This is a genomic window from Rhodoferax sp., from assembly GCF_023701345.1.
GTDB lineage: Bacteria > Pseudomonadota > Gammaproteobacteria > Burkholderiales > Burkholderiaceae_C > Rhodoferax.
Genome location: NZ_JAMPXE010000006.1, coordinates 1 through 23493, shown reverse-complemented (window position 1 = coordinate 23493; position 23493 = coordinate 1). Strand labels below are relative to the sequence as shown.

Below are 23493 nucleotides of genomic sequence, written 5' to 3'. Positions count from 1 at the left end.
GCCGCCCGAACGCTGCCATTCGGGAGCACCCGATGGTCAGCGCCCATCTGGTTGAATGAGCGAGCACACTGCTGTCGCTAAATTACTGAAACCAATGCCCGCTATCTGGCGGTCAATTTGGACTTCTGTATTTCCGGTTACGCTGCGAAGCCGAATTACATCACGCTCCATGCCTGACGTTCATGTCAGACAGACTGTTTCTGAATAAGCGGCTCGGCTTCAGTCCTAACTAACCGGTGGCCTACTTTGCATTGGAACAGGTGGTAGGCTTGGATTGGAACGGGTGGCTGGTTTGGCCGGTATATGCAGCGCGACACTGCGGTGATTGTTGCCAAAGCGACTAGCTTGGTGTCATACTGGGCCACAGCGTCCTTTACCCAATCGCGACAGGAACACCATGAGCCAGGCAACAACCATTGAGTGCGCATTGAACGGCCCCTATCTGGTGAAGAATCTGGACGACCTCAGGGACGCGCAAGGCGAGTCCATCGGCGCCAAACCGGTAATGGCACTGTGCCGCTGTGGTGGGTCGGCTAACAAGCCGTTTTGCGATGGCACTCACAACAAGAATGGCTTTGACGGGGCCCGTTTGGCTGATGGCAGCACGGACCGCAGTGACACCTATGCGGGGACGGGCATCACCATTCACGACAACCGATCCGTGTGCGCCCACGCTGGCCGCTGCACCGACGGATTGGCGCAAGTTTTCAAATACCAGAGTGAACCGTGGATCGAGCCCGATGGCGATACGGTAGACCACATCATCCAGACCATTCAACAATGCCCGTCGGGAGCGCTGGGGTTTTCCCGAAATGGCGTATTCGGGGGCAACCCGCTTCGTCAGCCCTCAATCACCGTTACCAAGGATGGCCCCTACGCTGTGGTCGGGGGCCCCGAGCTCAGCAATCAGGTATTTGCCCAAGGAGCCTCCATGGAGCACTACACGCTGTGCCGTTGTGGTGCGTCCAAAAACAAACCGTTTTGCGACGGTACCCATTGGAGCGTGGGTTTCAAAGACTGACAAGGGGCGCAAGGCCTTCAAGCAGTGTTGGCAATAGCTCGGCCACAGTGGGGTGAATATGCACAGAACGGTTGATCACGGTATAGGGTAGTTTCGCTGCCATGATTTCGAGCAGCACCTGAATGACCTCGTCACCGTGTACGCCAAGGATTGCGGCCCCCAATATTTGTTGCGTCTGGGCATCCACCACAACCTTCATGAAACCTGTCGTCTCGCCCATCTCCCGCGCGCGCCCAACCCGGGTCATCATCATCTTGCTGGCCAGCGCCGGTCGACCCGAAGCCAGAACCTGCGCGTGAGTCAGGCCGATGCGCGCCAATGGCGGGTCAACAAACAGTGCATAGCTTGCAATACGATCACTGACCTTGCGCGAATCGCCGTCGAACAGGTTGGCCGCGACGATTTCGTAGTCGTTCCAACTGGTGTGCGTGAATGCACCGCGACCATTGCAATCGCCCAGTGCACACACCCCATCCACACCAGTGGCCAAGCCCTCGTCAACCGTGATGTAGCCACGGGAATCCGTCGCAATTCCGGCAGCTGCCAAGCCCAGATCATGGGTATTGGGCACACGCCCCGTTGCCATCAGAATGTGCGAGCCTTCAATACGCGGTTGACTGCCATCACATGAGGCCGCGATGGCGACCCGGTCGCCGTGGCGCTCTAGGCCAATGCACGTTGCGCCAAAACGAAAGTTGATGCCCTCATGCACCAGCATGTCGCGAATCGCATCCGACACATCGGCATCTTCACGCCCGACCAGGCGCGGGCCAGCCTCGACAACGGTCACCTGGCTACCGAAACGACGGTAAATTTGCGCAAATTCAAGACCGATGTAGCTACCGCCCACCACAATCAGATGCTCGGGCAGGCTTTCGACATGCATGATGCGTTCGTTATTCAGGAACGGCACCTCGGAGATTCCTGGCATGTCGGGCACCAGCGCGCGTCCGCCAACGTTGATAAAAATACGTGGTGCATCAAACACCTGTTCATCCACACGGATGCGGTGTGGCCCGATGAATTGGGCGTGCCCAACCAACACCCTGACATTGGGCGCACCATCGAGCCACGCCCGAACCCCGGCTGTAGACTTCCGAACGATGTGGTCCTTGCGGGCTTTGACCCGCGCCATGTCGACGCGCACGGGTGAATCGATGAGCACGCCATAACTGGCGGCCGTGCGTGCGACATGCGCAACGCGCGCACTTGCGACCAGCGTCTTGGTCGGCACGCAACCATTATTGACACAGGTACCGCCAAAGTGATGACGCTCGATTAACAGCGTTTTCAGTCCTTCTTTGCCGCAACGCACGGCTAGCGCCGGACCGGCTTGGCCGGCTCCGATCACGATGGCATCAAATTGTTCAACCATGACGAACTCCTTAGCCAGTGAGTTGGTTTGCAGCCTGTCGGACAGCATCTAATTCCATGTCAGTGTATTCCTAGTCCGGACCCGGTTCGTCCGGACTTGCCAGCGCAGGCCAGTTCGACGGCCAAGATGACCACCACACGCCAAAGCCCTGTGTGCGCCAGTGGGTGCTCTCGGTGCCAAAGCGGCTGCGCTATTTCATGCAGCGCGACGGGGCGGTACTGAACATGGTGCGGTCCATGTGAGCAAGACGGCCACGCGCATCGGTGCTGTGGCGCTCATCCACCGCTTCGATTCCAGCCTGAACCAACATGTGCACTTTCACGCCTGTGTGGTCGATGGGGTAGCGAGCGACAACTGGACTCCCAGTAAGCTGCCGCTCGTGGGTGTCTGCTTCCGCTGCAGAAGCAAATTCGGCTCTGAAGCAGTCATCGTTTTTGTTGGCCCGACCTGTTGTGGCAGTGCCAAAGGTGCTTGCTTTTCTTTCTCAAAGTCGGCCATCACCAATCGTGGAAAACAGTCCATCCAATTGGTGACCACACTCGAATCAAACTTGGATCGGTTCTTCGTCGCTTGCGGCGTGGTGGTTTTCTTTGTGGAAGTATTGCGTAATACCTTGGTAACCTGCCTCCGCGCCAGGGTTTAGCATGATGGCCTCACAATTCCTGGCCATGATGATGCAAACTTCCCGCCAAACTGTTGGCCGCATTGAGCGCACGCTGCGCCCCTGGGGCTGGTATGAAACCGTGTCTGAATCGCCGAATCACAAGATCAAGCGCATCGGCGTGCTGCCGGGCCAGCGCATCAGCCTGCAAAAACACTGCCAGCGCACTGAGCACTGGGTGGTGGTACAAGGCACCGCCCGGGTCACGCTGGATGATCGCATCTTCGACCTCGCGGTAGGACAACACTGCGACATTGCGCTGGGCCAGGTGCACCGTCTCGCCAATGTGACTTCAGAGCCCGTGGAGATTATTGAAGTACAGTTTGGCGCTTACCTGGGCGAGGACGACATCGTGCGGCTGGGCGACGATTACGGCCGTGCCTGATGCCTTTGCCTTTGCTTTTGCTTTTGCTTTTTTGAAACCATTTTTATGACTAGCAACGTTTTAACCGAAGGCTTCCGCCTGCCCGCCGCCAGCAAGCCGGTGGCTTGTGTCGACATCGGCGGCACCAAGGTGGCAGTCAACATCGTCGATGCGCAAGGCAGCCGCGGCAAGCTCACCGAGCCCACGGCCACCCGGGGTCAAAACGATGCGCTGGCGCAGCAGATCATCCGGCTGATTGGCCAGAGCTGTGCGCTGGCCGGGGTTCAAACTGCAGACATTGCGCGCGTGGGGGTGTCCTCCTGCGGCCCGTTCGTGCTGAACCAGGGCCTGGTCGAGCTGGCTGCGCCCAATATTTGCGGCGGCCTGGCGGGCAAGGCGCGCGGTCTGCCCAACGACTGGCCCACCGCCCTGCTCGAAGCCCCGTTGCGCGCTGTTTTTGCCCAGGTCCGCGTCGAAAACGACGGCATTGGCGCGCTCGAGGCCGAGCGCCGCTGGGGCGCCCTGCAAACAGACGGCGTGCCGCTGGCCAACTGCGCCTATGTGACCTGGAGCACCGGCATTGGCACCGGCCTGTGCGTGGACGGCCATGTGCTGCGCGGCAAAAACGGCAACGCCGGCCACGCCGGGCACCTGTTTGTCAGCGATAACAACGATGCGCTGTGCGGCTGCGGCAATGTGGGTGATGTCGAAGGCCTGGTGGCCGGCAACGCCATTGCCCGGCGTTTTCAGGCGCTGGGTTACCCGGATGCCGCTGCGCTATTCAAAGCCGCCTACGCCGGAGATGCCAAGGCCATCGGCCTGATAGACGACTTGTGCCTGGTGATGGGGCGCATGCTCTACAACCTGATCGCCACACTCGATCTGCAGCGCATCAGCATTGGCGGCAGCGTCTACTGGCACCACCGCGACTACCTGCTGCCGCGCCTGCGCGCCGTGGTGCAAGGCAAGTTGCCCGCCTTGACCAATGGCTGCGAACTGGTCAGCGCCGGCCTGGGTGAGCGCGTGGGTGATTTTGGCGCGCTGGCGCTGGTCGCCTGATACCGTTCGAAGACCGGGCCGATTGAACCTCAGGTGCTGGATCGCTCGATCAGTTGGTAACCCAGGTCAAGCCGTGGCACGGCCACATCGTCGCCGTTGATCAGCGCGAGCAGCATGGCCGCCGCCGCGCTGCCGATTTCACCGCGCGGGGTGCGCACCGTGGTCAGCGCGGGCAGCATCTGATCACTGCCGGTGAGGTCGTTGAAGCCGGCGATGGCCACTTGCTGGGGAACCTTGATGCCGCTGCGCAGGGCCGCCAGCAGCGCGCCCTGGGCCAAGTCGTCATTGCAGAAAAAAATGGCATCCGTGGCAGGTTGGGCCTGCAGAATGGCGTCAAACATCTCGGCGCCCAAGGCCATTGACGAGGGCGCCGGGTTGCGCCATTCCAGCGCGGCCTGGTACAGGCCGGCACGCGTGAGTTCGCGTCGCCAGCCCGCCAGGCGCTGCAGGGTGCGGGGGTCGAGCTGGGCGGCGGCAAAGACAATGTGGCGCCGACCCCGTTGCAACAGGTGCCGGGTCATCTCGGCGCCCGCATCGGCTTGCGAAAAGCCGACGCTGTAAACGCTTTCATCCTGAACCGCTTCCATCAGATGCACGCAGGGCACGCCACTCTGGGCGATCAGCTTGCGGCTGGTTTCGTTTTGCTCCAGACCGGTAATGAGCAGTCCCGCCGGGCGGTGCAGCAGCAATTCGCGCAGCAGGCTTTCTTCTTCGCCGGCGTCGTAATGGGTCACGCCCATCAGCATCTGGTAGCCTGCAGGCCGCAGGCTGCGTTGCACCGCCTCCAACAGATCAACGAACAGTGCATTCGACAGCATCGGCACCAGCACCACCACTTGCGCGCTGTGGCGTGACGCCAGCGCTCTGGCGGCCGGGTCGGGGACGTAGCCAAGCTCCTGGGCGGCCGCCTGGACGCGCGCCACCAGGCTCGCCTCCACGGCGCGTTCACCGCGCAGCGCACGCGACACCGTGATGGGACTCACCCCCGCCAAACGGGCGACATCCGACAGGGTCGTGCGGCCGGTGGCGCGGGATCTTACAGATTTTGGTATGGTAGACATAGGGTAAATACCTAGAAGAGATCACTTCAGATGATGTAGGATAGCGCTATCCGCAGTCGATTGGCAAGTTATTAAATTTATTTTTCAGGCTTCGCTCGGGTGTATCGCAAAAATTGGCCGACCTTTAAAAGGTCTTTTATTTGATGTTTATGGATAGCGCTATCCCAAGTTTGAAATGAATAATTCAGTAGTGATCATGGGCGTGGCCGGTTGCGGCAAGTCAAGCCTGGGGGCGGCGCTGGCGCTGGCCCTGGGCATCCCTTTGGTTGAGGGCGACAATTTCCACAGTGCGACCAGCCGCAGCAAAATGAGTCAGGGCATCGCACTGACCGATGCTGACCGCGATGGTTGGCTGGATACCTTGTGCGAGCAACTGCGCGCCTACCCTGAAGGTGTCGTCTTGACCTGTTCCGCGCTCAAAAAAGTTTACCGGAATCGCTTGCGCCAGGCTGCCCCAAGCTTGCGCTTCGCATTTCTTGACATCAGCCGCACTGACGCCCAAGTCAGGGTGCAAGCGCGCGCCAAGGAGCACTTTTTCGCGACCACGCTGGTTGACAGCCAGTTTGCCACGCTGGAAGTGCCCACCGGCGAAGCCGGTGTGTTGCGGCTGGATGCGATGGCGTCTCTCGCGGAACTCCAAGCACAGCTTGCGGCTTGGCTGTTAACCAAGGAAACGACATGAGCCCGAATTTGGCACCAGACAACCGGATCAAGCGTCTGGCAAGCGGTCTGATGGCCCTCTGTCTGGGCATGATGGCGGTATCGGTTTTCCTCAACGTGGTATTGCGCTACGGCTTTGGCAGTGGTGTGGCCGCCAGCGAGGAACTGTCGCGCCTGTTGTTTGTCTGGATGGTGTTCATTGGCGCGACCGCAGCTTACCCGGCCGGCGAACACATGACGTTCACCAGCCTGGTGGGACTGCTGCACCACAAACCGCGCGCCATGCTGGCCGCCACCCTGCTGATCCGTTTGCTGGTAATCACCGCCAGCGGAATGATTGCCTGGGGTGCCTGGCAGCAAGTCATTGTGGGGCTGGACAGTTATTCGGTGGTGTTGCGTTACCCCACGGCCTTGCTGCCCTTGCCGGCCTTTTTGTGTACCAGCGCGATCTGTCTGATGGCTTTGGTGGAATTGATCAAGCGCACCCCCCTGCATCTGGGGTATGGCGCGCAGCAGGAGTAAACCATCATGTCAAGCGAAGGTCTGGCTTTTATCGTTTTCATGGGTGGCATGCTGTCGCTGTTGGGCATTGGCATGAACATGGGGCTGGCGCTGGCGCTCACCGGCGCCGCCATGTCCTGGGTGCTGGGGTTTTGGGACACCCAGTTGTTGGCGCAAAACCTGGTGGCGGGGGTGGACAGCTTTCCGCTGCTGGCGGTGCCGTTTTTCATTCTGGCAGGTGAATTGATGAACGCGGGCGGCATCAGCCAGCGCATCATCACCATGGCGCAGGCCTGGGTCGGGCACATTCGCGGCGGTCTGGGTTTTGTCGCCATTGGCGCGGCCGTGCTGATGGCCAGCATGAGCGGCTCGGCTTTGGCCGACACCGCCGCACTGGCCACCATTTTGCTGCCCATGATGCGCCAGCAGGGTTACCCGCTGCACACCTCGGCGGGCCTGATTGGCGCCGGCGGCATCATCGCCCCGATCATTCCACCGAGCATGCCATTCATCATTTACGGTGTCACCACCAACACCTCGATCTCCTTGCTGTTCCTGTCGGGCATCGTGCCCGGCCTCATCATGGGCATTGGCCTGATCATTGCCTGGAAACTGGTGCTGCGCGGCATGAATCTGCCCAAGGGCGAGGCGCTGTCCATGAAGGACCGACTGAAGGCCACCCTGAAAGCCTTCTGGGCGCTGCTGATGCCGATCATCATCATTGGCGGCATGAAGTCGGGCATCTTCACGCCGACCGAAGCGGCCGTGGTGGCGGCGTTTTATGCACTGGTGATCTCGTTGTTTGTACACCGGGAAATGAAGCTGATACAGGTCTACGAAGTACTGGTGCGCGCGGCCAAAACCACCGCCATCGTGATGTTTTTGTGCGCTGGCGCCCAGGTGGCCAGCTACATGGTGACGCTGGCCGACCTGCCCAATGTGCTGACCGCCTGGCTCGGGCCGCTGGTGGAAAGCCCGCGCCTGCTGATGGTGGTGATGATGCTGGTGCTGATCATGATCGGTACTTCGCTCGACCTGACACCCACCATCCTGATCTTTTCGCCGGTGATGCTACCGATTGCCGTCAAGGCCGGTATTGACCCGGTGTACTTTGGCCTGATGTTTGTGCTCAATGGCTCCATTGGCCTGATCACGCCGCCGGTGGGCACCGTGCTCAACGTGGTGGCCAGTGTGGGGCGCATGCCGCTGCACAGCGTGATCCGCGGCATCAGTCCGTTCTTGATGACCTACATCGCGATTTTGGCCCTGTTCATTGCGTTCCCGCAGATCGTCACCGCGCCCGTGGCGTGGATGCGCTGACGCCACCTTCACCCTTTTTTTTCACGCGTTTTACTTCAACCACAGGAGATTTTTACCATGTCATTTCTTCGCAGAACCCTCATTGCCGCCGCCAGCGTGGCCGTGCTCAGTGCCTCGTTTGCTGCCGTGGCGCAAGACATCAAACCGCGCCTGATCCGCTTTGGCTATGGCCTTAACGAGCAAAGCAACCAGGGCCGCGCGGCCAAGGTGTTTGCCGACGAGGTGGCCAAACTCTCCGGCGGCAAAATGAAGGTGCGCGCCATTGGCGCCGCCGCCCTCGGCCCGGACAACCAGATGCAGCAGGCGCTGATCGGTGGCGCCCAGGAGATGATGGTGGGCTCGACCGCCACGCTGGTAGGCATTACCAAGGAAATGGCTTTATGGGACACGCCGTTCCTGATCAGCAACACCAAAGAGGCCGATGCCATGCTTGACGGCCCGATTGGCGACAAGGTGCGCAACAAGCTGCCGGAAAAAGGCCTGGTGGGTCTGGTTTATTGGGAAAACGGCTTTCGTAACCTGACCAACAGCAAGCGCGCCATCACCAAGATGGAAGACATGAACGGCATCAAATTGCGAGTCATGCAAAACAATGTGTTCTTGAGCAGCTTCCAGACGCTGGGTGCCAACGCCATTCCGCTGGCCTTCTCGGAGCTGTTCAGCGCGCTCGAAACCAAGACGGTGGACGGCCAGGAAAACCCGTTCAACACCATCCTGTCGAGCAAGTTCTACGAAGTACAAAAGTACATGACGGTGACCAACCACGTCTATAGCCCGTGGATCGTCACGGCCAGCAAGAAATGGTGGGGCCAGCTTTCAAAAGACGAGCAAAAGGTGTTGATGGACGCCGCCCGCGTCAGCCGCGACTTTGAGCGCAAGGACACCCGCGACGAGGCGGCCAAGGCCATGGCCGACCTGAAGACAAAAGGCATGATGATTAACGAACTCTCGCCTGCCGAGTCCGCCCGCATGCGTGACAAGTTGACCAAGGTGTACGCAACCGTGGCAGCTGATGTGGGCATGGACTTGTGGAATGAAGCCCAGGCTGAACTGAAGAAAATCCGCGGCGGCAAATAACCGCATCTTCCCAAGCCCCCTTCCTGCGCCAGTCGGCAGCAAGGGGGGCCGAGGCCGCAAGAACCTGCCCAACAAATCTTCTTCATCAGCAGGCCGGGGGTTAGGGTAAACACCCTCTTGCACGGGATTAAAAATTAATTAACAATTAATTAATTCGAGCAACATGGTGTCTGCCCGAATCAACCCCGCGCCTCCTGGCCCTGAAGGCCATCCAGGCAGACCAACTGGAGATGTCATGATCAAACTTTCAAAATTGGCTACAGCCGTGGCCTTGGTGGCGGCTGCTAATGCAGCAATGGCTGGCGAAGTGGAGGTGCTGCACTGGTGGACGTCCGGTGGCGAAGCCAAGTCGGTCGGCGAGCTGAAAAGAATCATGCAAGGCAAGGGCCACACCTGGAAAGACTTTGCCGTGGCTGGCGGCGGCGGCGACAACGCCATGACCGTGCTCAAAAGCCGGGTCGTTGCCGGCAACCCGCCCGCTGCAGCGCAAATCAAGGGCCCGGGGATTCAGGAATGGGCTTCAGAAGGTGTACTGGCCAACCTCGACGCCACTGCCAAGGCCGAAAAATGGGACAGCCTGCTACCCAAGGTGGTGGCTGATGTCATGAAATACAAAGGAAACTTTGTCGCCGCACCGGTCAATGTGCACCGCGTCAACTGGATGTGGGCCAATGCGGCCGTGCTGAAAAAAGCCGGTGTCGCGGGCACGCCAAAAACCTGGGATGAGTTTTTTGCGGCCGCTGAAAAGATCAAAAAAGCGGGCTTGATACCGGTCGCACACGGTGGCCAGAACTGGCAGGATTTCACCACCTTCGAATCGGTCGTGCTGGGGGTGGGCGGCGCCAGGTTCTACGGTGACGCGCTGGTCAAGCTGGATCAAAAAGCGCTCACCAGCGCCACCATGACCAAGTCGCTGGAAACTTTCCGCAAGGTCAAGACTTATACCGATGCTGCGGCCCCCGGTCGCGACTGGAATCTGGCCACGGCGATGGTGATTCAGGAAAAGGCGGCCTTCCAGTTCATGGGGGACTGGGCCAAGGGTGAGTTCACGGCCGCCGGCAAAGTCCCGGGCAAGGACTACATCTGCGCAGCCGCCCCCGGAACGGCCAACGCCTTCACTTTCAACGTGGACTCTTTTGCCATGTTCAAGCTGAAAGACGCCACCGCCCAGAAAGCACAGGCTGATCTGGCCGCCGCCATCATGGGTACTGAATTCCAGGAAGTTTTCAACCTGAACAAGGGCTCGATCCCGGTACGTCTGAACATGGACATGGCAAAGTTCGATGACTGTGCCAAACTGTCCAGCAAAGACTTTGTTGAAACCGCGAAATCTGGCGGCCTGCTGCCCTCCATTGCGCACGGCATGGCGGTGATGCCGGCCGCCGAAGGCGCCATCAAGGACGCAGTCAGCCAGTTCTGGAACAACGACAAGATGAGTGTGGCGGATGGGGTGAAGAGCATCGCCAAGGCTGCGGCAACCAAGTAATGCCTTGGGAACATCGGAGATTGTTAAACGTATCCGCAGCAGGGCTGGGGTACGTGTCGCCGCTCATGTCCCCCGCCCTGCGGGCTCCTCCTTTACTTCGCTATGACACATACCCCAACCCTACTGCTTGCGCAGTGGGTTTGCTGACAGGCGATTCGACACCGGCCCAGGATCGGGTGGGCCGGGTATTTCGCGTAGTGAGGTAAAGGAGGAGACCCTAGGCCGCAGGCTTAGGGTCGGGGGACACGAACGAAGTGAATTACCCGGCCCGCCTGATCCGATAACAGCACAGGTGCCCCATCAACGGAGCCACTCCAAGCTCCAACCTAAGCTAAGGCGAAATGTCCATGAAATCATTTGAAAACGTGTTGCCCAAGTTGGTGATCGCGCCGGGCTTTGTGCTCGGCTTTGCCTTCATCTACGGCTTCATGATCTGGAACGGCCTCTTGTCCCTGACCAATTCACGCATGTTGCCCAATTACGACGAGTTCGTTGGACTGGAACAGTACGTGCGCCTGTGGGAAATGGACCGCTGGTACGTGGCGCTGAAAAATCTCGGCATCTTCAGCGTGCTGTACGTCGGCGGATCGATGCTGCTGGGCATGCTGCTGGCGATCTTTCTGGACCAGAAAATCCGCTTTGAGGGGGTGATCCGCACGGTCTATCTGTACCCCATGGCGCTGTCGTTCATCGTCACCGGCACCGCCTGGAAATGGATCTTGAACCCCAGTCTGGGGCTGGAAAAGCTGATGCAGGACATGGGCTGGAGCAGCTTCAGTTTTGACTGGCTGGTGCAAAGCGACACCGCCATTTACTGCGTGGTGATTGCCGGCATCTGGCAGTCGGCCGGTTTTGCCATGGCGCTGTTTCTGGCAGGCTTGCGCGGCATCGACGACAGCATCATCAAGGCCGCGCAGATTGACGGCGCCAGCCTGCCGCGCATTTACTGGCGCATCATCCTGCCGGTGTTGCGCCCGGTGGTGTTCTCCACCATTCTGGTGCTGTCACACCTGTCGATCAAAGCCTTCGATCTGGTGATGGCCCTGACCGCAGGCGGACCCGGCTATGCGTCGGACGTGCCCGCCACCTTCATGTTCACCATGAGCTTTACCCGCGGCCAGATTGGCCTGGGAGCGGCCAGCGCCACCATGATGCTGGCCATGGTGGCCGCGCTGGTAGTGCCTTACCTGTACAGCGAGTTGCGCTCCAAGCCGCACGAGCGTTGAATCCGGACTTGACCATGAACGCTAAAAATATTTCCCGTTTTGCGCTGTACGCCGTGTTGGCTGTGGCGGCCTTCTTCTTTCTGGCGCCGCTTTATGTGATGCTGGTGACCTCGTTCAAGGATGCCGACCAATTGCGCGCCGGCAACCTGCTGAGCCTGCCGACCTCGCTGAATTTTGAGTCCTGGCAACTGGCCTGGTCGACCGCCTGCACCGGTGTCGATTGCCGCGGCCTGAAGCCCTATTTCTTGAACTCGGTGGCCATGGCGGTGCCGGCAGTGCTGATCTCCACCGCTTGGGGCGCCTTGAACGGCTACGTGCTGAGCATGTGGAAGTTCAAGGGCAGTGACCTTCTGTTTGGCTTCATCCTGTTTGGCGTCTTCATGCCGTTCCAGGTGGTGTTGTTGCCGATGAGCCAGGTACTGGGTTTTCTGGGCTTGTCCAGTTCCATCTCCGGACTGGTGCTGGTGCATTGCCTGGCCGGCATGGCGGGCACCACGCTGTTTTTCAGAAACTACTACACCGCCATTCCGCGTGAGCTCATTCAGGCGGCGCGCATGGACGGCGCCGGTTTCTGGCGCATCTTCTACCGCATCGTGATCCCGATGTCGACGCCGATCCTGATGGTGACGCTGATCTGGCAGTTCACCAACATCTGGAACGACTTCCTGTTTGGCGTGGCCTTCAGCGGCGCCGACAGCAAACCGATCACGGTGGGCCTGAACAACATGGCCAACACCACCAGCAGCGTGAAAAGCTACAACGTGGACATGGCAGCGGCCATCATCGCCGGCCTGCCGACCATGTTGGTCTATGTGCTGGCCGGTCAATATTTCGTCAAAGGTCTGACCGCCGGTGCGGTTAAAGGATAAACAACATGGCAGCATCACTCCACATCGCGGGCATCCGCAAGGTTTATGGCAAGGGCGACAAGGCCGTCGAGGTCTTGAAAAAAATCGATATCGAGGTCGCACCGGGCGAGTTCCTGATCCTCGTCGGACCCTCGGGTTGCGGCAAGTCGACCCTGCTCAACATCATTGCCGGCCTGGAGGACCCGACCGAGGGCGAATTGCGCATTGCTGGCAAAAACGTCATTGGCGTGGCTCCAGCGCAGCGCGATATTGCCATGGTGTTCCAGAGCTACGCGCTCTACCCCACCATGAGCGTGGCCGACAACATCGGCTTTGCGCTGGAAATGCGCAAGGTGCCGCTCGAAGTACGCACCAAGCGCATCCACGAAGTGGCCGCCATGCTGCAGATCGAGCACCTGCTGGACCGCCGGCCGGCGCAGCTCTCGGGGGGCCAGCGCCAGCGCGTGGCCATGGGCCGCGCCCTGGCGCGCGACCCGCAACTGTTCCTGTTCGACGAGCCGCTCTCCAACCTGGACGCCAAGCTGCGCGTGGAAATGCGCGCCGAGATCAAGCGTCTGCACCTGGTCAGCGGCATCACCACCGTGTATGTGACGCACGATCAGATCGAGGCCATGACGCTGGGCAGCCGCATAGCGGTTATGAAGGACGGCATCCTGCAGCAAATTGGCTCGCCCGATGACATTTACCGCCGCCCCGCCAACACCTATGTGGCGGGTTTCATTGGCTCACCCACCATGAATTTCATCCCCGGCGAGGCCAGCGGAACAGGCGAAAGCACTGTGTTTTCCTTTGAAGGCGGCAGTCTGACTCTGCCCTGCCCGGCCACCGGCAAGCTGACGCTGGGGCAGCGTCCCGAGCACATCCATCTGAGCGATGACGCCACCTGGCGCGGCCAGGTCACCCTGGTGGAGCCCACCGGGGCCGATACCTATGTGGTGGTGAAAACCGGGGTCGGCCTGATCACGGTGCGCACGCCACCAAGCACGCAAGTGAAGATGGGCGACACGGTGGGCATGACGGTGAGCGGCAGGCACAACAACTGGTTTGACGCGCAGAGCGGCCTGCGCCTGGCATGACCCGGCGCGCCAGCCCGCGGACGGGTCATGTCTTCACCGAGTCCAGCGCTTGCTCCGAGCGTTGCACCATGGCTTCGAATTCTGCGGGATTCACCGGGCGCGAGTAAAAATACCCTTGCGCATAGTCGCAGCCGGCGGCTTTCAGCAGATCGCGCTGCTCCGCCGTCTCCACGCCCTCGGCGATCACCTTCATGCCCAGGGCGTGGGCCATGGCAATGATGGCCTGGCACAGCACCAGATCGGTGGTGCCGGCCTTCAGGTGGCGGACAAAGGACTGGTCGATCTTGATGAAATCAATGTCAAATTTTTGCAGGTAGGACAGCGACGAATAACCGGTGCCGAAGTCATCGAGCGACACGTTGATGCCTTCGTCGCGCAACTTCAGCAGTTGTTCAACCACGCCGTTGCTGGTGGACAGCAGCAGGCCTTCGGTGATTTCAACCACCACACTTTCACCGGGCAGCCCGAGCACACGCAATTGATCGATCCAGGGAATATGGTTGGGATTCGGGTTTTCAAACTGCAGGGGAGATTTGTTGACACTGACCTGAAACTCCGGGTGCAATTCGGCACGCCAGTTTTTCACCTGGGCTGCCGCCTGGGCAAAAATCCACTCCCCCAGTTCCACAATCAGGCCACTGCTTTCGGCGACTGGAATAAATTCTGCCGGGCTGATCAGGCCGCGCTTGGGATGTTGCCAGCGGATCAGGGCCTCGGCTTTGTGGATTTTGCCGGTGGCCAAAGTCACAATCGGCTGGTAGACCACGCGAAACTCCTGCGCCGGCAAGGCGGCGCGCAGGTCATGGGTCAATTGGGCGCGCTGCATGGCCGCCTCCTGCAGCGCCGGCGTGAAGAAGCTGAACCGGTTGCGCCCTGCCGCCTTGGCCACGTAGAGCGCCTGATCGGCGTTCTTCAGCAGGTCATCCACCTCCAGTGTGTCGGTCGGGTAGACCGTCACACCCATGCTGGCGGACACAAAAACCTGGTCCAGACCCAACTGGAACGACGCGCTCAGGGTATTCAGCAGCTTGGGCAGGATGCTCTGCAGATTGGCCTCATCGGCCATGCCGGTAATGATCACCGTGAACTCGTCGCCGCCCATGCGGGCCACAGTATCGGTTTCCCGCAGACAACGCTGAATGCGTTGCGCCGCCTCGACCAGCAATTCGTCGCCACGGTCATGCCCCAACGTGTCATTGACCTCCTTGAAGTGGTCCAGGTCAATGAACAACAGCGCCAGTTTGTGCCCACTGCGGCGGCATTTCTTGATTTCCTGAATCAGCCGTTCGCGCATCAGACGCCGATTGGGCAAGCCGGTGAGCGCGTCAAAATGCGCCTGCTGCCAGACCAGCGCATCCGCCGTCTTGCGTTCGGTGATGTCGGCGTGGGTGCCCAACATGCGCAGCGCCCTGCCTTGGGCATCGCGGCTGATCACCATGCCGCGGCTGTGCACCCATTTCCAGTTGCCGTCCTTGCACAGCACCCGATGCTCATTACTGTAGGTGAGCGTGATGCCGTCCAGGTGGGCCTGCCGGTCAAGCTGGAGGCGCCCCAGGTCCTCGGGGTGGACCAGCGCATCAAGTTCAGCCACACTGGACTGGAGCTCGCCATCGTCATAGCCATACATGCGCAGCAGATTCGGCGACAGGTACTGTTCGCCACTCTGCACCTGCAAGTCCCAGACCCCGTCACCGACGCTCTCCAGCGCCAGTTTCCAGCGCGCCTCACTGTCGCGCAAGGCCATCTCGGTCTGTTTGCGCCGGGTAATGTCCTGCACGATGGCGGTGCGCTTGACCGGACGGTCATTCTCCCAGGTCGTGGTGCCCCGCGAATGCAGCCAAATGCGCCGTCCCTTCAGGGTCAGCATCTCAATTTCAAACTCGTGGGTGGATGTGGGCTGGCCCGACGGCTGGAAGGACGCTTCGTAAATGGCCAGCGACTCCTCGGTGAACAAGGGCCGGACTGTGGCGAGTGACGGTGTAAATGCTTGCGGGGTGGTTTCGAAAATGCGGTAGACACCGTCGGTCCAGGTCACCTGGTTGTGCTGCAAGTCCACTTCCCAACCGCCCAGTTCGGCCAGCGCCTGGGTGGCAAAAAGCAGTTGATTGGCACGCTTGCGACCCGCCTCAGCCTGCACGTAATCACTGACATCCATCACCGTCTGCACCAGGCCGGCGCCTGGCAGGCGCCTGGTTTGCACTTGCAGGGTACGTCCGAGGTGCCTCAAACGCAAACAATGCTCTGACACCAAAGCCGGGTCAGCGTCAGAGGACGCCTGCTGGGTCGGTTGGTCCAGCGGATGGGGGGCGCCAGCAAAGTCACCGCGCTGCATCTGAAAATCATAGATCTCGCGCAGAGAGGGACCACTTGCCAGAAACTCTGGCGGCACATCGAGCAACTCGGGCAGACAAGGATTGAACTGGCCCACACAGCCATCGGCATCAAACACGCACACGCCCTGACTGATACTGGCCAGCAAGGTTTGCCAGAAGTCGGCAACAGCCTGCCCGGCACTGGTTACAGAATCTACATTGACCATAATTCTTTTTTCCAAAAAATGACCCTGAGGATCACGCAAGCTGATTGTCGGCGTGACCCACTGTCCAGCACAACTGCACCCGCAGCCCATGGGGCTGGACCGTCAGCACCCGGGCCTCGCCGCCATGGCGCTGGGCGATCTCGGCCACAATGGCCAAGCCCAAACCACAGCCCCCCGGCACATCACTGGCCCGCCAAAAGCGCTCGAACACATGCGGCAAGTCCTGCGCTGACAGGCCCGGCCCGTTGTCGGCGACTTCGAGTATCACCTGCGACCCCTGCGTTTGCACACTCAAAGTCACAACGCTGCCCACCCCTGCATACCTTAGTGCGTTGTCGATCAGGTTGTTCAGCGCTTCTTGCAGCAAAAAAGCCTCCCCCGCGAGCATCAGGTGGTCGGCACCCTCATAGCCCAAGTCTATCCCGGCCTTGAGCGCGCGCGGTGTCCAGTCGCGCGCCACCTCGCGCGCCAGGCTGGCGACATCCAACGGCTGCAGCTTGACCTCGACCTCGTTGCGCGCCAGCGACAACAACTGCTGCACCAGATGGGCACTGCGCTGGGCGCCAGCAAGTACCTTGCCCAGTCGCACACGCAGGGCTTGTGGATCCTGCTCGGCCAGCGCCAGTTCGGTTTGACTGATCAAGCCCGCCAGCGGGGTGCGCAACTGGTGCGCGGCATCGTTCAAAAAACGCTTTTCCTGACCCAGGCTGCGCCGCACTGCGGCCAGCAAGTGGTTGACTGCACCGGCCAGCGCGTGCACTTCCTGCGGCGCCTGGGTCATCTCGATCGGCGACACATCGGAGAGAACCTGGTCACGCCGGTCGCCCAGTTGCGCCTGCAGCCGGGTCAGGGGTTGCAAACCACGGGAGATGCCGCCATACACCAGCACGCTGAGCACCACGCCCAGCAACAGCAGCGGCGCCAGCATGTCGGCGATCAGCTCGGTGGTCAGTCGCTGCTGCACGGCCAGACTCTTGGCCAGCTGGACCCGCATGCGCTGGGGCGAGCCGGCATCACCATAGTCCACCTCCAGCAACGCCACACGCATCGGTTTGCCGTCCACCTGGGCGTTGTAGAGCAGCGCTTCATGGGTCGGCAGCTGCTGTTCTTCAGCCGGGCCCGGCAGTCTGCCGTTGCCCAGCAGGAAACTGCCGGGTGGGCTCGAAACCATGTAGCTCACGCGGTCCTTGGGGTCTTGTTCGATGATGTCCTGGGCGGCCCGCGGAAAATCAATCAGCAGGCCCGAACCAATCGGCTTGACCTGACGCGCCAGCGAACGCACCGACTGGGTCAGTGACTGGTCAATGGCTTTTTCGGCGTACTTCAGCGCAACCCGGTAAGCCAGGGCACCGCCGACCAGAAACAACACCAGTTGGGGCAGCAACAACCACAGCAACAACTGACGCTTGAGTGACAGACCTTGCCCGTGGGGCTGCAGTGGGGTGGCCGTGGTCATGGGGACTTGGCGGGTTTATGCCGTGCCGGTTTCCAGCATGTAGCCCAGGCCACGTACATTGCGAATATTCAGTCCCGAGTCCACCAGCTTGCGCCGCAACCGGTGGATATAAACCTCCAGCGCATTGGAGGCCAGGGCACCGGGCTCCCCCGGCTCACTCTGCCAGGTTTCCAATACATCCTCCCGGCTTACCACGCGACCAGCCTGGGAAACCAGCAACGACAACAGGGCCCACTCGCGTTGCGTGAGTTCCAGCGCCTCGTCCCCCAGCCAGGCTTGTGGCAGCGTGGCATCGACCCGCAGCGGCCGCGCCGTCGGGCTGGCCGCCAATTCGAGAGAGCCGCCAAATGCGGGCAGGCGGGCGCGCCGCAACAAGGCGCCCATGCGGGCCTGCAGTTCCGCCATGTTGAAGGGTTTGGTGAGGTAATCATCCGCCCCGGCGTTAAGCCCTTGCACCCGGTCATCAACCCCTTCACGCGCCGTCAAAATCAGCACCGGCAAGGCGGGCAGGCGCTTGCGCACCCAGCGCAACAACTCCATGCCACTGATTTTGGGCAAACCCAGATCGAGCACCACGCCGTCAAAGCGATGTGTCTCCAGCAAAGCCTGCGCGGCCTCGCCATCCGCCGCAGCCACGACGCTGTGGCCAGCCTGGGTAAACTGCGCAGACAAGCCATCGCGCAGCAATTCGTCGTCTTCAATGATTAGCAAACTAGACATGATGCAAGCATACCCGAGGAGTTCATGCGCTCTGGCGCCTTGACGCCAAAGCCGCCTGCACCGCAGCCACCCGGGCTGCCTGCATGACCTTCGCTATATCTTGACCTTTGGCGCCGCCAGCCATGGCAGCCGAGGCAATTTTATGGGTGTCGATCCCCTGGGCGGCCAACAATACCGCCTGCAAATGCGGCCGCTGCGGGTAAGCTGCGTCAAAGTAGCCCAACCGTCCACGCGCATCACATTCGCAGGCCAGCAGAATCTGGGCGAAACGCGCCGGTTTGCGCAGCGCGTCGCAGCGCTCCAGCAGCCGCACCAGAGCGGCCGCATCGAGCGCGATAGAGCGGTGAATATTGCTGTGCTCGCGTGCCACCACATCGGCCAGTTCCCGACAGTCGGTGGGCACGCGCAGGCGCGCGCACAGGCTGTGCAGCAAGCCGGCGCTGCGCTGCTCGTGCCCCAGATGGCGCGGCAGAATGTCGACTGGGGTGTTGCCCTTGCCCAGGTCATGGCACAGGCAGGCCAGCCGCACCGGCAGCGGGGTCTGCAGGCGCGCGCTCATGTCCATCACCATCATCACATGCACGCCGGTATCGACCTCGGGGTGGTAGTCGGCACGCTGCGCGACGCCCCACAAACGGTCCACTTCAGGCAGCAATCGGGCCAGCGCGCCGCAGTCGCGCAGCACCGCAAACATGCGCGAGGGCATGGCCTCCATCAGGCCTTTGGCCAGCTCCTGCCAGACGCGTTCGGGCACCAGGTGAGCCACCTCACCGCTGGCCACCATCTCGCGCATGAGTTGCAAAGTTTCCGGGGCCAGCGTGAAGTCGGCAAAGCGCGCCGCCAGGCGCGCCAACCGCAGAATACGCACCGGGTCTTCACGAAACGCCGGGCTGACATGGCGAAACACCTTGTTAGCCAGGTCCTGCACTCCGCCATAAGGGTCGATCACATTTTGCTTGTCCCATGCGCCGTTCAGACCGAGCTGCGCAGCAGCAACGGCCATGGCATTGATGGTGAGATCGCGCCGTGCCAGGTCTTCTTCCAGACTCACATCCGGCGCCGCATGGATGGCAAAACCGTGGTAGCCAGGCGCAGTTTTTCGTTCAGTGCGGGCCAGTGCGTATTCATCGTGGGTTTGCGGATGCAGGAACACCGGAAAGTCTTTGCCCACCGGCACAAAACCCTGGTCCAGCATGTGCTGCGGCGTGCCCCCCACCACCACCCAGTCGCGATCCTTCACCGGCAGCCCCATCAGTGCATCGCGCACCGCACCGCCAACCATATAGAGCTGCATGTCAGGGCCCGGCACCTCAGCGCGACAAGCGGTAAGGCTCTTCAAAATCCAGGAAATCCTGCTCGGCCAGCGCGCCATCGATCCATGCCTTGACCCCCGGCAGCGCGCAGACGCGTTTGACGTAGGCAACAATGTCAGCGGGCAAGGGCAAGGCATAGGTCAGCAAGCGAGAGCAAACGGGGGCAAAAAAGGCATCTGCGACGCTGAAGTCGCCAAACAGCAGGGGCCCGCCATGGTCGTCCAGACACTGTTGCCACATACTGACCAGGCGGGCCACGTCGGCACGCACCGCCGGCTGGTCACGCCAGACCAGTGCGCCCGTCTCGGGCAGGCTGGCCTCGATGTTCATCGGGCAATGCGAGCGCAGGCCGGCAAAACCACTGTGCATCTCGGCGCACAGGCTGCGCGCCCGGGCCCGGGCCGCCTTGTCCCGTGGCCACAGCGCCTTCTCGGGGAACTGCTCGGCCACATATTCGGCAATGGCCAGTGTGTCCCACACCAGCAGGTCGCCATCCACCAGCACCGGCACCTTGCCGGTGGGCGACAAAGTCCGCAGTGTGGCCTTGAATTGCGAATCGGGGGTGAACGCGTCAAAGCGCACCATCACCTCATCAAACGCAATGCCGGCCTGGGTCAGCAGCACCCAGGAGCGCATCGACCAGGACGAGTAATTTTTGTTGCCAATGTAGAGTTTCATCATGAGGTTCAAGGCAGGTCACGGTTCACAGTCAGCGCGCCATCCGGCGGCCCCACCTGGCCCAGCCGGGCTTTGAGCGACTGGGTCTGGCCGCTGATCATGGCCGCGTAAATGGTGGTGTTGGCCAGTACCTTTTTGACGTAATCACGGGTTTCACTGAAGGGCACGTTTTCGGCCCAGATGGCAGCCTCCAGCACCGGCGCGCCGGGTTGACCGCGCCAAGCGCGCGGCCGGCCGGGGCCGGCGTTGTAGGCGGCGGCGGCCAGCGGCATGGAGCCGGCAAAGTCATCGAGCACCAGCTTGAGGTAGCCAGTGCCAATCGCAATGTTGGTGTCACGCTCGGTGATCTGGTGGGGCTGGAAGCTGGTCATGCCAATTTTTTTGGCGGTCCAGCGCGCCGTGGCGGGCATCACCTGCATCAGGCCCGAGGCGCCCACGCCAGAGCGGGCATCCAAAATAAAGCGGCTTTCCTGCCGGATCAGGCCATAGACATACGCCGGATCGAGCCCGATCTCACGCGTGCGCGCCAGTACCGCCTGTTTGTGCGGCATGGGAAAGCGTTGCGTCAGGTCAATCACGCTCCTGGTGCGTTCGCTGGTATTGATGCAGCGGTCCCACACCTCATGCCGGCAGGCCAGATCAGCGGCCGCCAACAGTTCGCGGTCATTCATGCCGCCCAGGGTGTGCAAGTTGGCGCTGTAGTTCCATTCACGCACACCCTCACTGCGCAGTCCAAGGGCAATGGCGGCAAGCGCGCGCTGCAAGCCGGGGTTGCTGCTGGCGGCCGTCTTTTCAGCCTCGGTCAGGGGCTCGGGCATAGGTGGCGGGGTGATCGCCAGACCCAATTCCTCTTGTGCCAGCAATTCGTAAAAACCCTGCACGCCGGCCACACTTTGCAACAGGCGCTGGGGCTCGACACGATCAGCTGGCGTTTTGGCCAGCGCCAGCAGGGCCCGTGCCCGCCAATAAACCCAGGTGGCGTCCTGACGCTGGCTCTCGCTCATGGCCGCAGTGGCGGCGGCCACCTGTTCCCAGTTACCCGCACGCAGCGCCGCACGCACCTTCCAGGCCAGGTGGTCGGCCTGCATCAGTTTGTCTTCGCCCTTCATGAAATAGGCCAGCGACTTGTCAGACAGTCGCATGGCGGCGCTCTTGCCGATCACGCCCCAGACCCAACTGCGCTCCTCCTGACTGAGCTGGGTTTTCCAGCGCAGCTTGCTAATTTCAAGGGCTGCGAGGTCGGGATCCTTGACAGCGAGGCGAATCATGGCCAGCGTGACCAGCTCTTTGGTGCGCAGACGCAGCGCCAGCAGCTTGCCTTCAAGGTAATGCTCGGGATTGCCATAAATGGCGCTGGCCGTGTTGGCCCATTCGGCGTCAAGCAGGCCGACGGCCTGGACGGCAATACGCTGGTTACCGTTTCGCTGGTTGCCATTTTCCATTCCCAGGCGCGCACGCAACCAGGCTGTCTGAGGCTGGAGCTTTCCGGCTTTGAGTTGCTGCTCTGCGGCAGCCGCACAGCCTTCATCGGCATCGCGCTGGGCCAGCCACCGGACCTCAACTTGTTGCGCCACATCGCGTTCACTTGACTTGAAGTCGGTCAGCAAGGCGTAGCACTGGACCGAACGGTCATCGTTCATGCGGAAATTGGGGTACTCGGCCATGAAAGTGCCCCATTCCTGCCGTTGCCCGAGCAACAGCAACCAGTCGTTGCGCAAGCGGTCTTCCTGATAGGTATTCGCAAAGCGGCTTAGAAAACGACTGATCTCCCTGGGCTCGGCCGCCTCCAGACGGGCGTGCAGCTCCCAATAAGCCGCCCAGGGCGCCAGCACGTGGCCATCGGCGCGCGGCAACAGCTCGGTCAGGCGACTGGTTTGACCCTTGGCAAAAGCCTCACGCATCTCCAATATCACCGCATCGGACGCGCTCAAGCCGGGTGTCTGGCCTTGGGCCAGCGCGGGCAGGCTGCCCAGCGCGCCAAGCAAGCCAATCAATGTCAAAATGGTTCTGAACTGCATGGTGTGATTATGAATAATTCTGACGAACAAAAGGCCATTGAAAAAAAAGCTTTGCGCAAGCGGCTGATTGAGCAACGCTTGCGACTGCCGGACCGCCAGCAGCGTGTTGCCATGCTGCAGCAGGTGCTGCGCATCTGGCTGGTGGGGCGTCCCGACACCGTGATTGGCGCTTATTGGCCAATCAAGGGGGAGTTTGACCCGCTGCCAGCCCTGCACCGCTGGAAAGAAGACGGTGAACTCATTGAACAACAGCAACTGCGAAAAATAGGACTCCCGGTAGTCGACAAAGTTCACAAAACCCTGGCCTTTCACACCTGGTATCCCGGTTGCCCGATGGAAGATGATGCCTACGGCATTCCCAAACCCAAAGACACCGAGGTCATCACGCCCACACTGCTGTTTGTCGCCTGTGTCGGTTATGCCGCTGGCGGCTACCGGCTGGGCTACGGCGGCGGTTTTTATGACCGCACCCTGGCCAACCTCAACCCGCGCCCGTTCACCGTGGGCCTGGGCTTTGGCACCGACTTTTTGCCCGACTTCGAGCCCGAACCACACGACCTGCCGATGGATGCCATTCTGAACGACCACGGCGTGGTCTGGCCGGTATAACACGGCGACAATCCAGATCCCCTTCTCACACCGCCCGGTGCGTACGCACCTTTCCAGCCCATGCCCCACACGTCTGCCGCCCTGCGCACCTATCGATTAAGTGACTTCGACTTTGAACTACCCGCCGAGTTGATTGCCCAGCATCCGGCGCCTGAGCGCAGCGGCTCACGCCTGCTCGACGGCAGTGCCAGCGAGCCCGCTGACCGCATTTTTAAAGACCTGCCCTCGCTGCTGCAGCGCGGCGACCTGATGGTCTTCAACGACACCCGGGTCATGAACGCGCGCCTGTTTGGCGCCAAAGCCAGCGGCGGCAAGCTGGAGTTGCTGATCGAGCGGGTGCTGGCTGGCAACCAGGTGGCGGCGCACATGCGCGTCAGCAAAAAGCCCGAGGTGGGCGCCACGGT

General features: G+C 61.0%; 21 protein-coding genes and 1 pseudogene. 14 read left to right on the top strand and 8 right to left on the bottom strand.

Features of this window, described 5'->3' with window-relative positions; genetic code table 11:
* Positions 1-397 precede the first annotated feature (397 nt).
* A complete protein-coding gene (locus NDI87_RS01795; protein WP_296273086.1) occupies positions 398-1021 on the top strand; it encodes a CDGSH iron-sulfur domain-containing protein in 624 nt (207 codons plus the stop codon).
* Here the strand turns inward: NDI87_RS01795 and NDI87_RS01790 are convergent.
* A complete protein-coding gene (locus tag NDI87_RS01790) occupies positions 1011-2396 on the bottom strand; it encodes an FAD-containing oxidoreductase (RefSeq protein WP_296273085.1) in 1386 nt (461 codons plus the stop codon). The genes NDI87_RS01795 and NDI87_RS01790 overlap by 11 nt on opposite strands.
* A 95-nt stretch (positions 2397-2491) precedes the next feature.
* On the opposite strand from NDI87_RS01790, the pseudogene NDI87_RS01785 reads away from it, so the two are divergent.
* The 3 genes and pseudogenes from NDI87_RS01785 to NDI87_RS01775 all read left to right on the top strand — a co-directional run.
* Positions 2492-2739, top strand: a pseudogene (locus tag NDI87_RS01785) (transposase); the annotation flags it as partial.
* Positions 2740-3043: 304 nt separating this feature from the next.
* Positions 3044-3442 (top strand): phosphomannose isomerase type II C-terminal cupin domain, encoded by a 399-nt coding sequence (locus NDI87_RS01780; RefSeq protein WP_296273084.1) that lies wholly within the window; start codon positions 3044-3046, stop codon positions 3440-3442.
* Between the two features lie 45 nt (positions 3443-3487).
* Positions 3488-4480, top strand: a complete 993-nt coding sequence (locus tag NDI87_RS01775) for an ROK family protein (RefSeq protein ID WP_296273083.1) — start codon at positions 3488-3490, stop codon at positions 4478-4480.
* A gap of 29 nt (positions 4481-4509) precedes the next feature.
* Here the strand turns inward: NDI87_RS01775 and NDI87_RS01770 are convergent, their stop codons facing one another.
* A complete protein-coding gene (locus tag NDI87_RS01770; RefSeq protein WP_296273082.1) occupies positions 4510-5541 on the bottom strand; it encodes a LacI family DNA-binding transcriptional regulator in 1032 nt (343 codons plus the stop codon).
* Between the two features lie 175 nt (positions 5542-5716).
* Between NDI87_RS01770 and NDI87_RS01765 the strand changes: the two genes are divergently transcribed.
* The 8 genes from NDI87_RS01765 to NDI87_RS01730 all read left to right on the top strand — a co-directional run bounded on the left by NDI87_RS01765 (position 5717) and on the right by NDI87_RS01730 (position 13756).
* Positions 5717-6223: a gluconokinase gene (locus tag NDI87_RS01765; RefSeq protein WP_296273081.1), complete on the top strand. Its 507-nt coding sequence runs from the start codon at positions 5717-5719 to the stop codon at positions 6221-6223.
* Positions 6220-6723, top strand: coding sequence for a TRAP transporter small permease subunit (locus tag NDI87_RS01760; RefSeq protein WP_296273080.1), 504 nt, complete (start codon positions 6220-6222; stop codon positions 6721-6723). The genes NDI87_RS01765 and NDI87_RS01760 overlap by 4 nt, the downstream gene beginning before the upstream one ends.
* Before the next feature lie 6 nt (positions 6724-6729).
* Positions 6730-8022 carry a TRAP transporter large permease subunit gene (locus NDI87_RS01755; protein WP_296273079.1) on the top strand — a complete coding sequence of 431 codons (1293 nt, stop codon included), beginning with the start codon at positions 6730-6732 and terminating at the stop codon, positions 8020-8022.
* A 57-nt stretch (positions 8023-8079) separates the two neighbouring features.
* Positions 8080-9099: a TRAP transporter substrate-binding protein gene (locus NDI87_RS01750; protein ID WP_296273078.1), complete on the top strand. Its 1020-nt coding sequence runs from the start codon at positions 8080-8082 to the stop codon at positions 9097-9099.
* A 235-nt stretch (positions 9100-9334) separates the two neighbouring features.
* Positions 9335-10585: an ABC transporter substrate-binding protein gene (locus tag NDI87_RS01745; protein ID WP_296273077.1), complete on the top strand. Its 1251-nt coding sequence runs from the start codon at positions 9335-9337 to the stop codon at positions 10583-10585.
* Positions 10586-10932: 347 nt separating this feature from the next.
* Positions 10933-11811 carry a sugar ABC transporter permease gene (locus NDI87_RS01740; protein ID WP_296273076.1) on the top strand — a complete coding sequence of 293 codons (879 nt, stop codon included), beginning with the start codon at positions 10933-10935 and terminating at the stop codon, positions 11809-11811.
* Positions 11812-11825: 14 nt separating this feature from the next.
* Positions 11826-12680: a carbohydrate ABC transporter permease gene (locus tag NDI87_RS01735; RefSeq protein ID WP_296273075.1), complete on the top strand. Its 855-nt coding sequence runs from the start codon at positions 11826-11828 to the stop codon at positions 12678-12680.
* Between the two features lie 5 nt (positions 12681-12685).
* The gene (locus NDI87_RS01730) at positions 12686-13756 is read left to right on the top strand and encodes an ABC transporter ATP-binding protein (RefSeq protein WP_296273074.1); all 1071 of its coding nucleotides are present in this window, start codon (positions 12686-12688) and stop codon (positions 13754-13756) included.
* Between the two features lie 25 nt (positions 13757-13781).
* On the opposite strand, the gene NDI87_RS01725 is transcribed toward NDI87_RS01730, so the two are convergent.
* From NDI87_RS01725 to NDI87_RS01700, 6 genes are read right to left on the bottom strand one after another with little or no spacing between them, the layout of a single operon-like run.
* Positions 13782-16295, bottom strand: a complete 2514-nt coding sequence (locus NDI87_RS01725; RefSeq protein WP_296273073.1) for an EAL domain-containing protein — start codon at positions 16293-16295, stop codon at positions 13782-13784.
* Between the two features lie 31 nt (positions 16296-16326).
* The gene (locus NDI87_RS01720) at positions 16327-17751 is read right to left on the bottom strand and encodes a sensor histidine kinase (RefSeq protein WP_296273072.1); all 1425 of its coding nucleotides are present in this window, start codon (positions 17749-17751) and stop codon (positions 16327-16329) included.
* 15 nt (positions 17752-17766) lie between these two features.
* Complete coding sequence (locus tag NDI87_RS01715) at positions 17767-18471, bottom strand: response regulator (protein ID WP_296273071.1); 705 nt, start codon at positions 18469-18471, stop codon at positions 17767-17769.
* Between the two features lie 22 nt (positions 18472-18493).
* The gene (locus NDI87_RS01710) at positions 18494-19765 is read right to left on the bottom strand and encodes a multifunctional CCA addition/repair protein (protein WP_296273070.1); all 1272 of its coding nucleotides are present in this window, start codon (positions 19763-19765) and stop codon (positions 18494-18496) included.
* A 16-nt stretch (positions 19766-19781) separates the two neighbouring features.
* Entirely contained in the window at positions 19782-20465 is a 684-nt protein-coding gene (locus NDI87_RS01705; protein WP_296273069.1) for a glutathione S-transferase family protein, read from the bottom strand.
* A gap of 5 nt (positions 20466-20470) precedes the next feature.
* Positions 20471-22480 (bottom strand): lytic transglycosylase domain-containing protein, encoded by a 2010-nt coding sequence (locus NDI87_RS01700; RefSeq protein ID WP_296273068.1) that lies wholly within the window; start codon positions 22478-22480, stop codon positions 20471-20473.
* Positions 22481-22516: 36 nt separating this feature from the next.
* On the opposite strand from NDI87_RS01700, the gene NDI87_RS01695 reads away from it, so the two are divergent.
* Positions 22517-23089, top strand: a complete 573-nt coding sequence (locus NDI87_RS01695) for a 5-formyltetrahydrofolate cyclo-ligase (RefSeq protein WP_296273111.1) — start codon at positions 22517-22519, stop codon at positions 23087-23089.
* Positions 23090-23149: 60 nt separating this feature from the next.
* Positions 23150-23493: S-adenosylmethionine:tRNA ribosyltransferase-isomerase (locus tag NDI87_RS01690; protein ID WP_296273067.1), on the top strand; the 344-nt coding region annotated here is incomplete at its 3' end.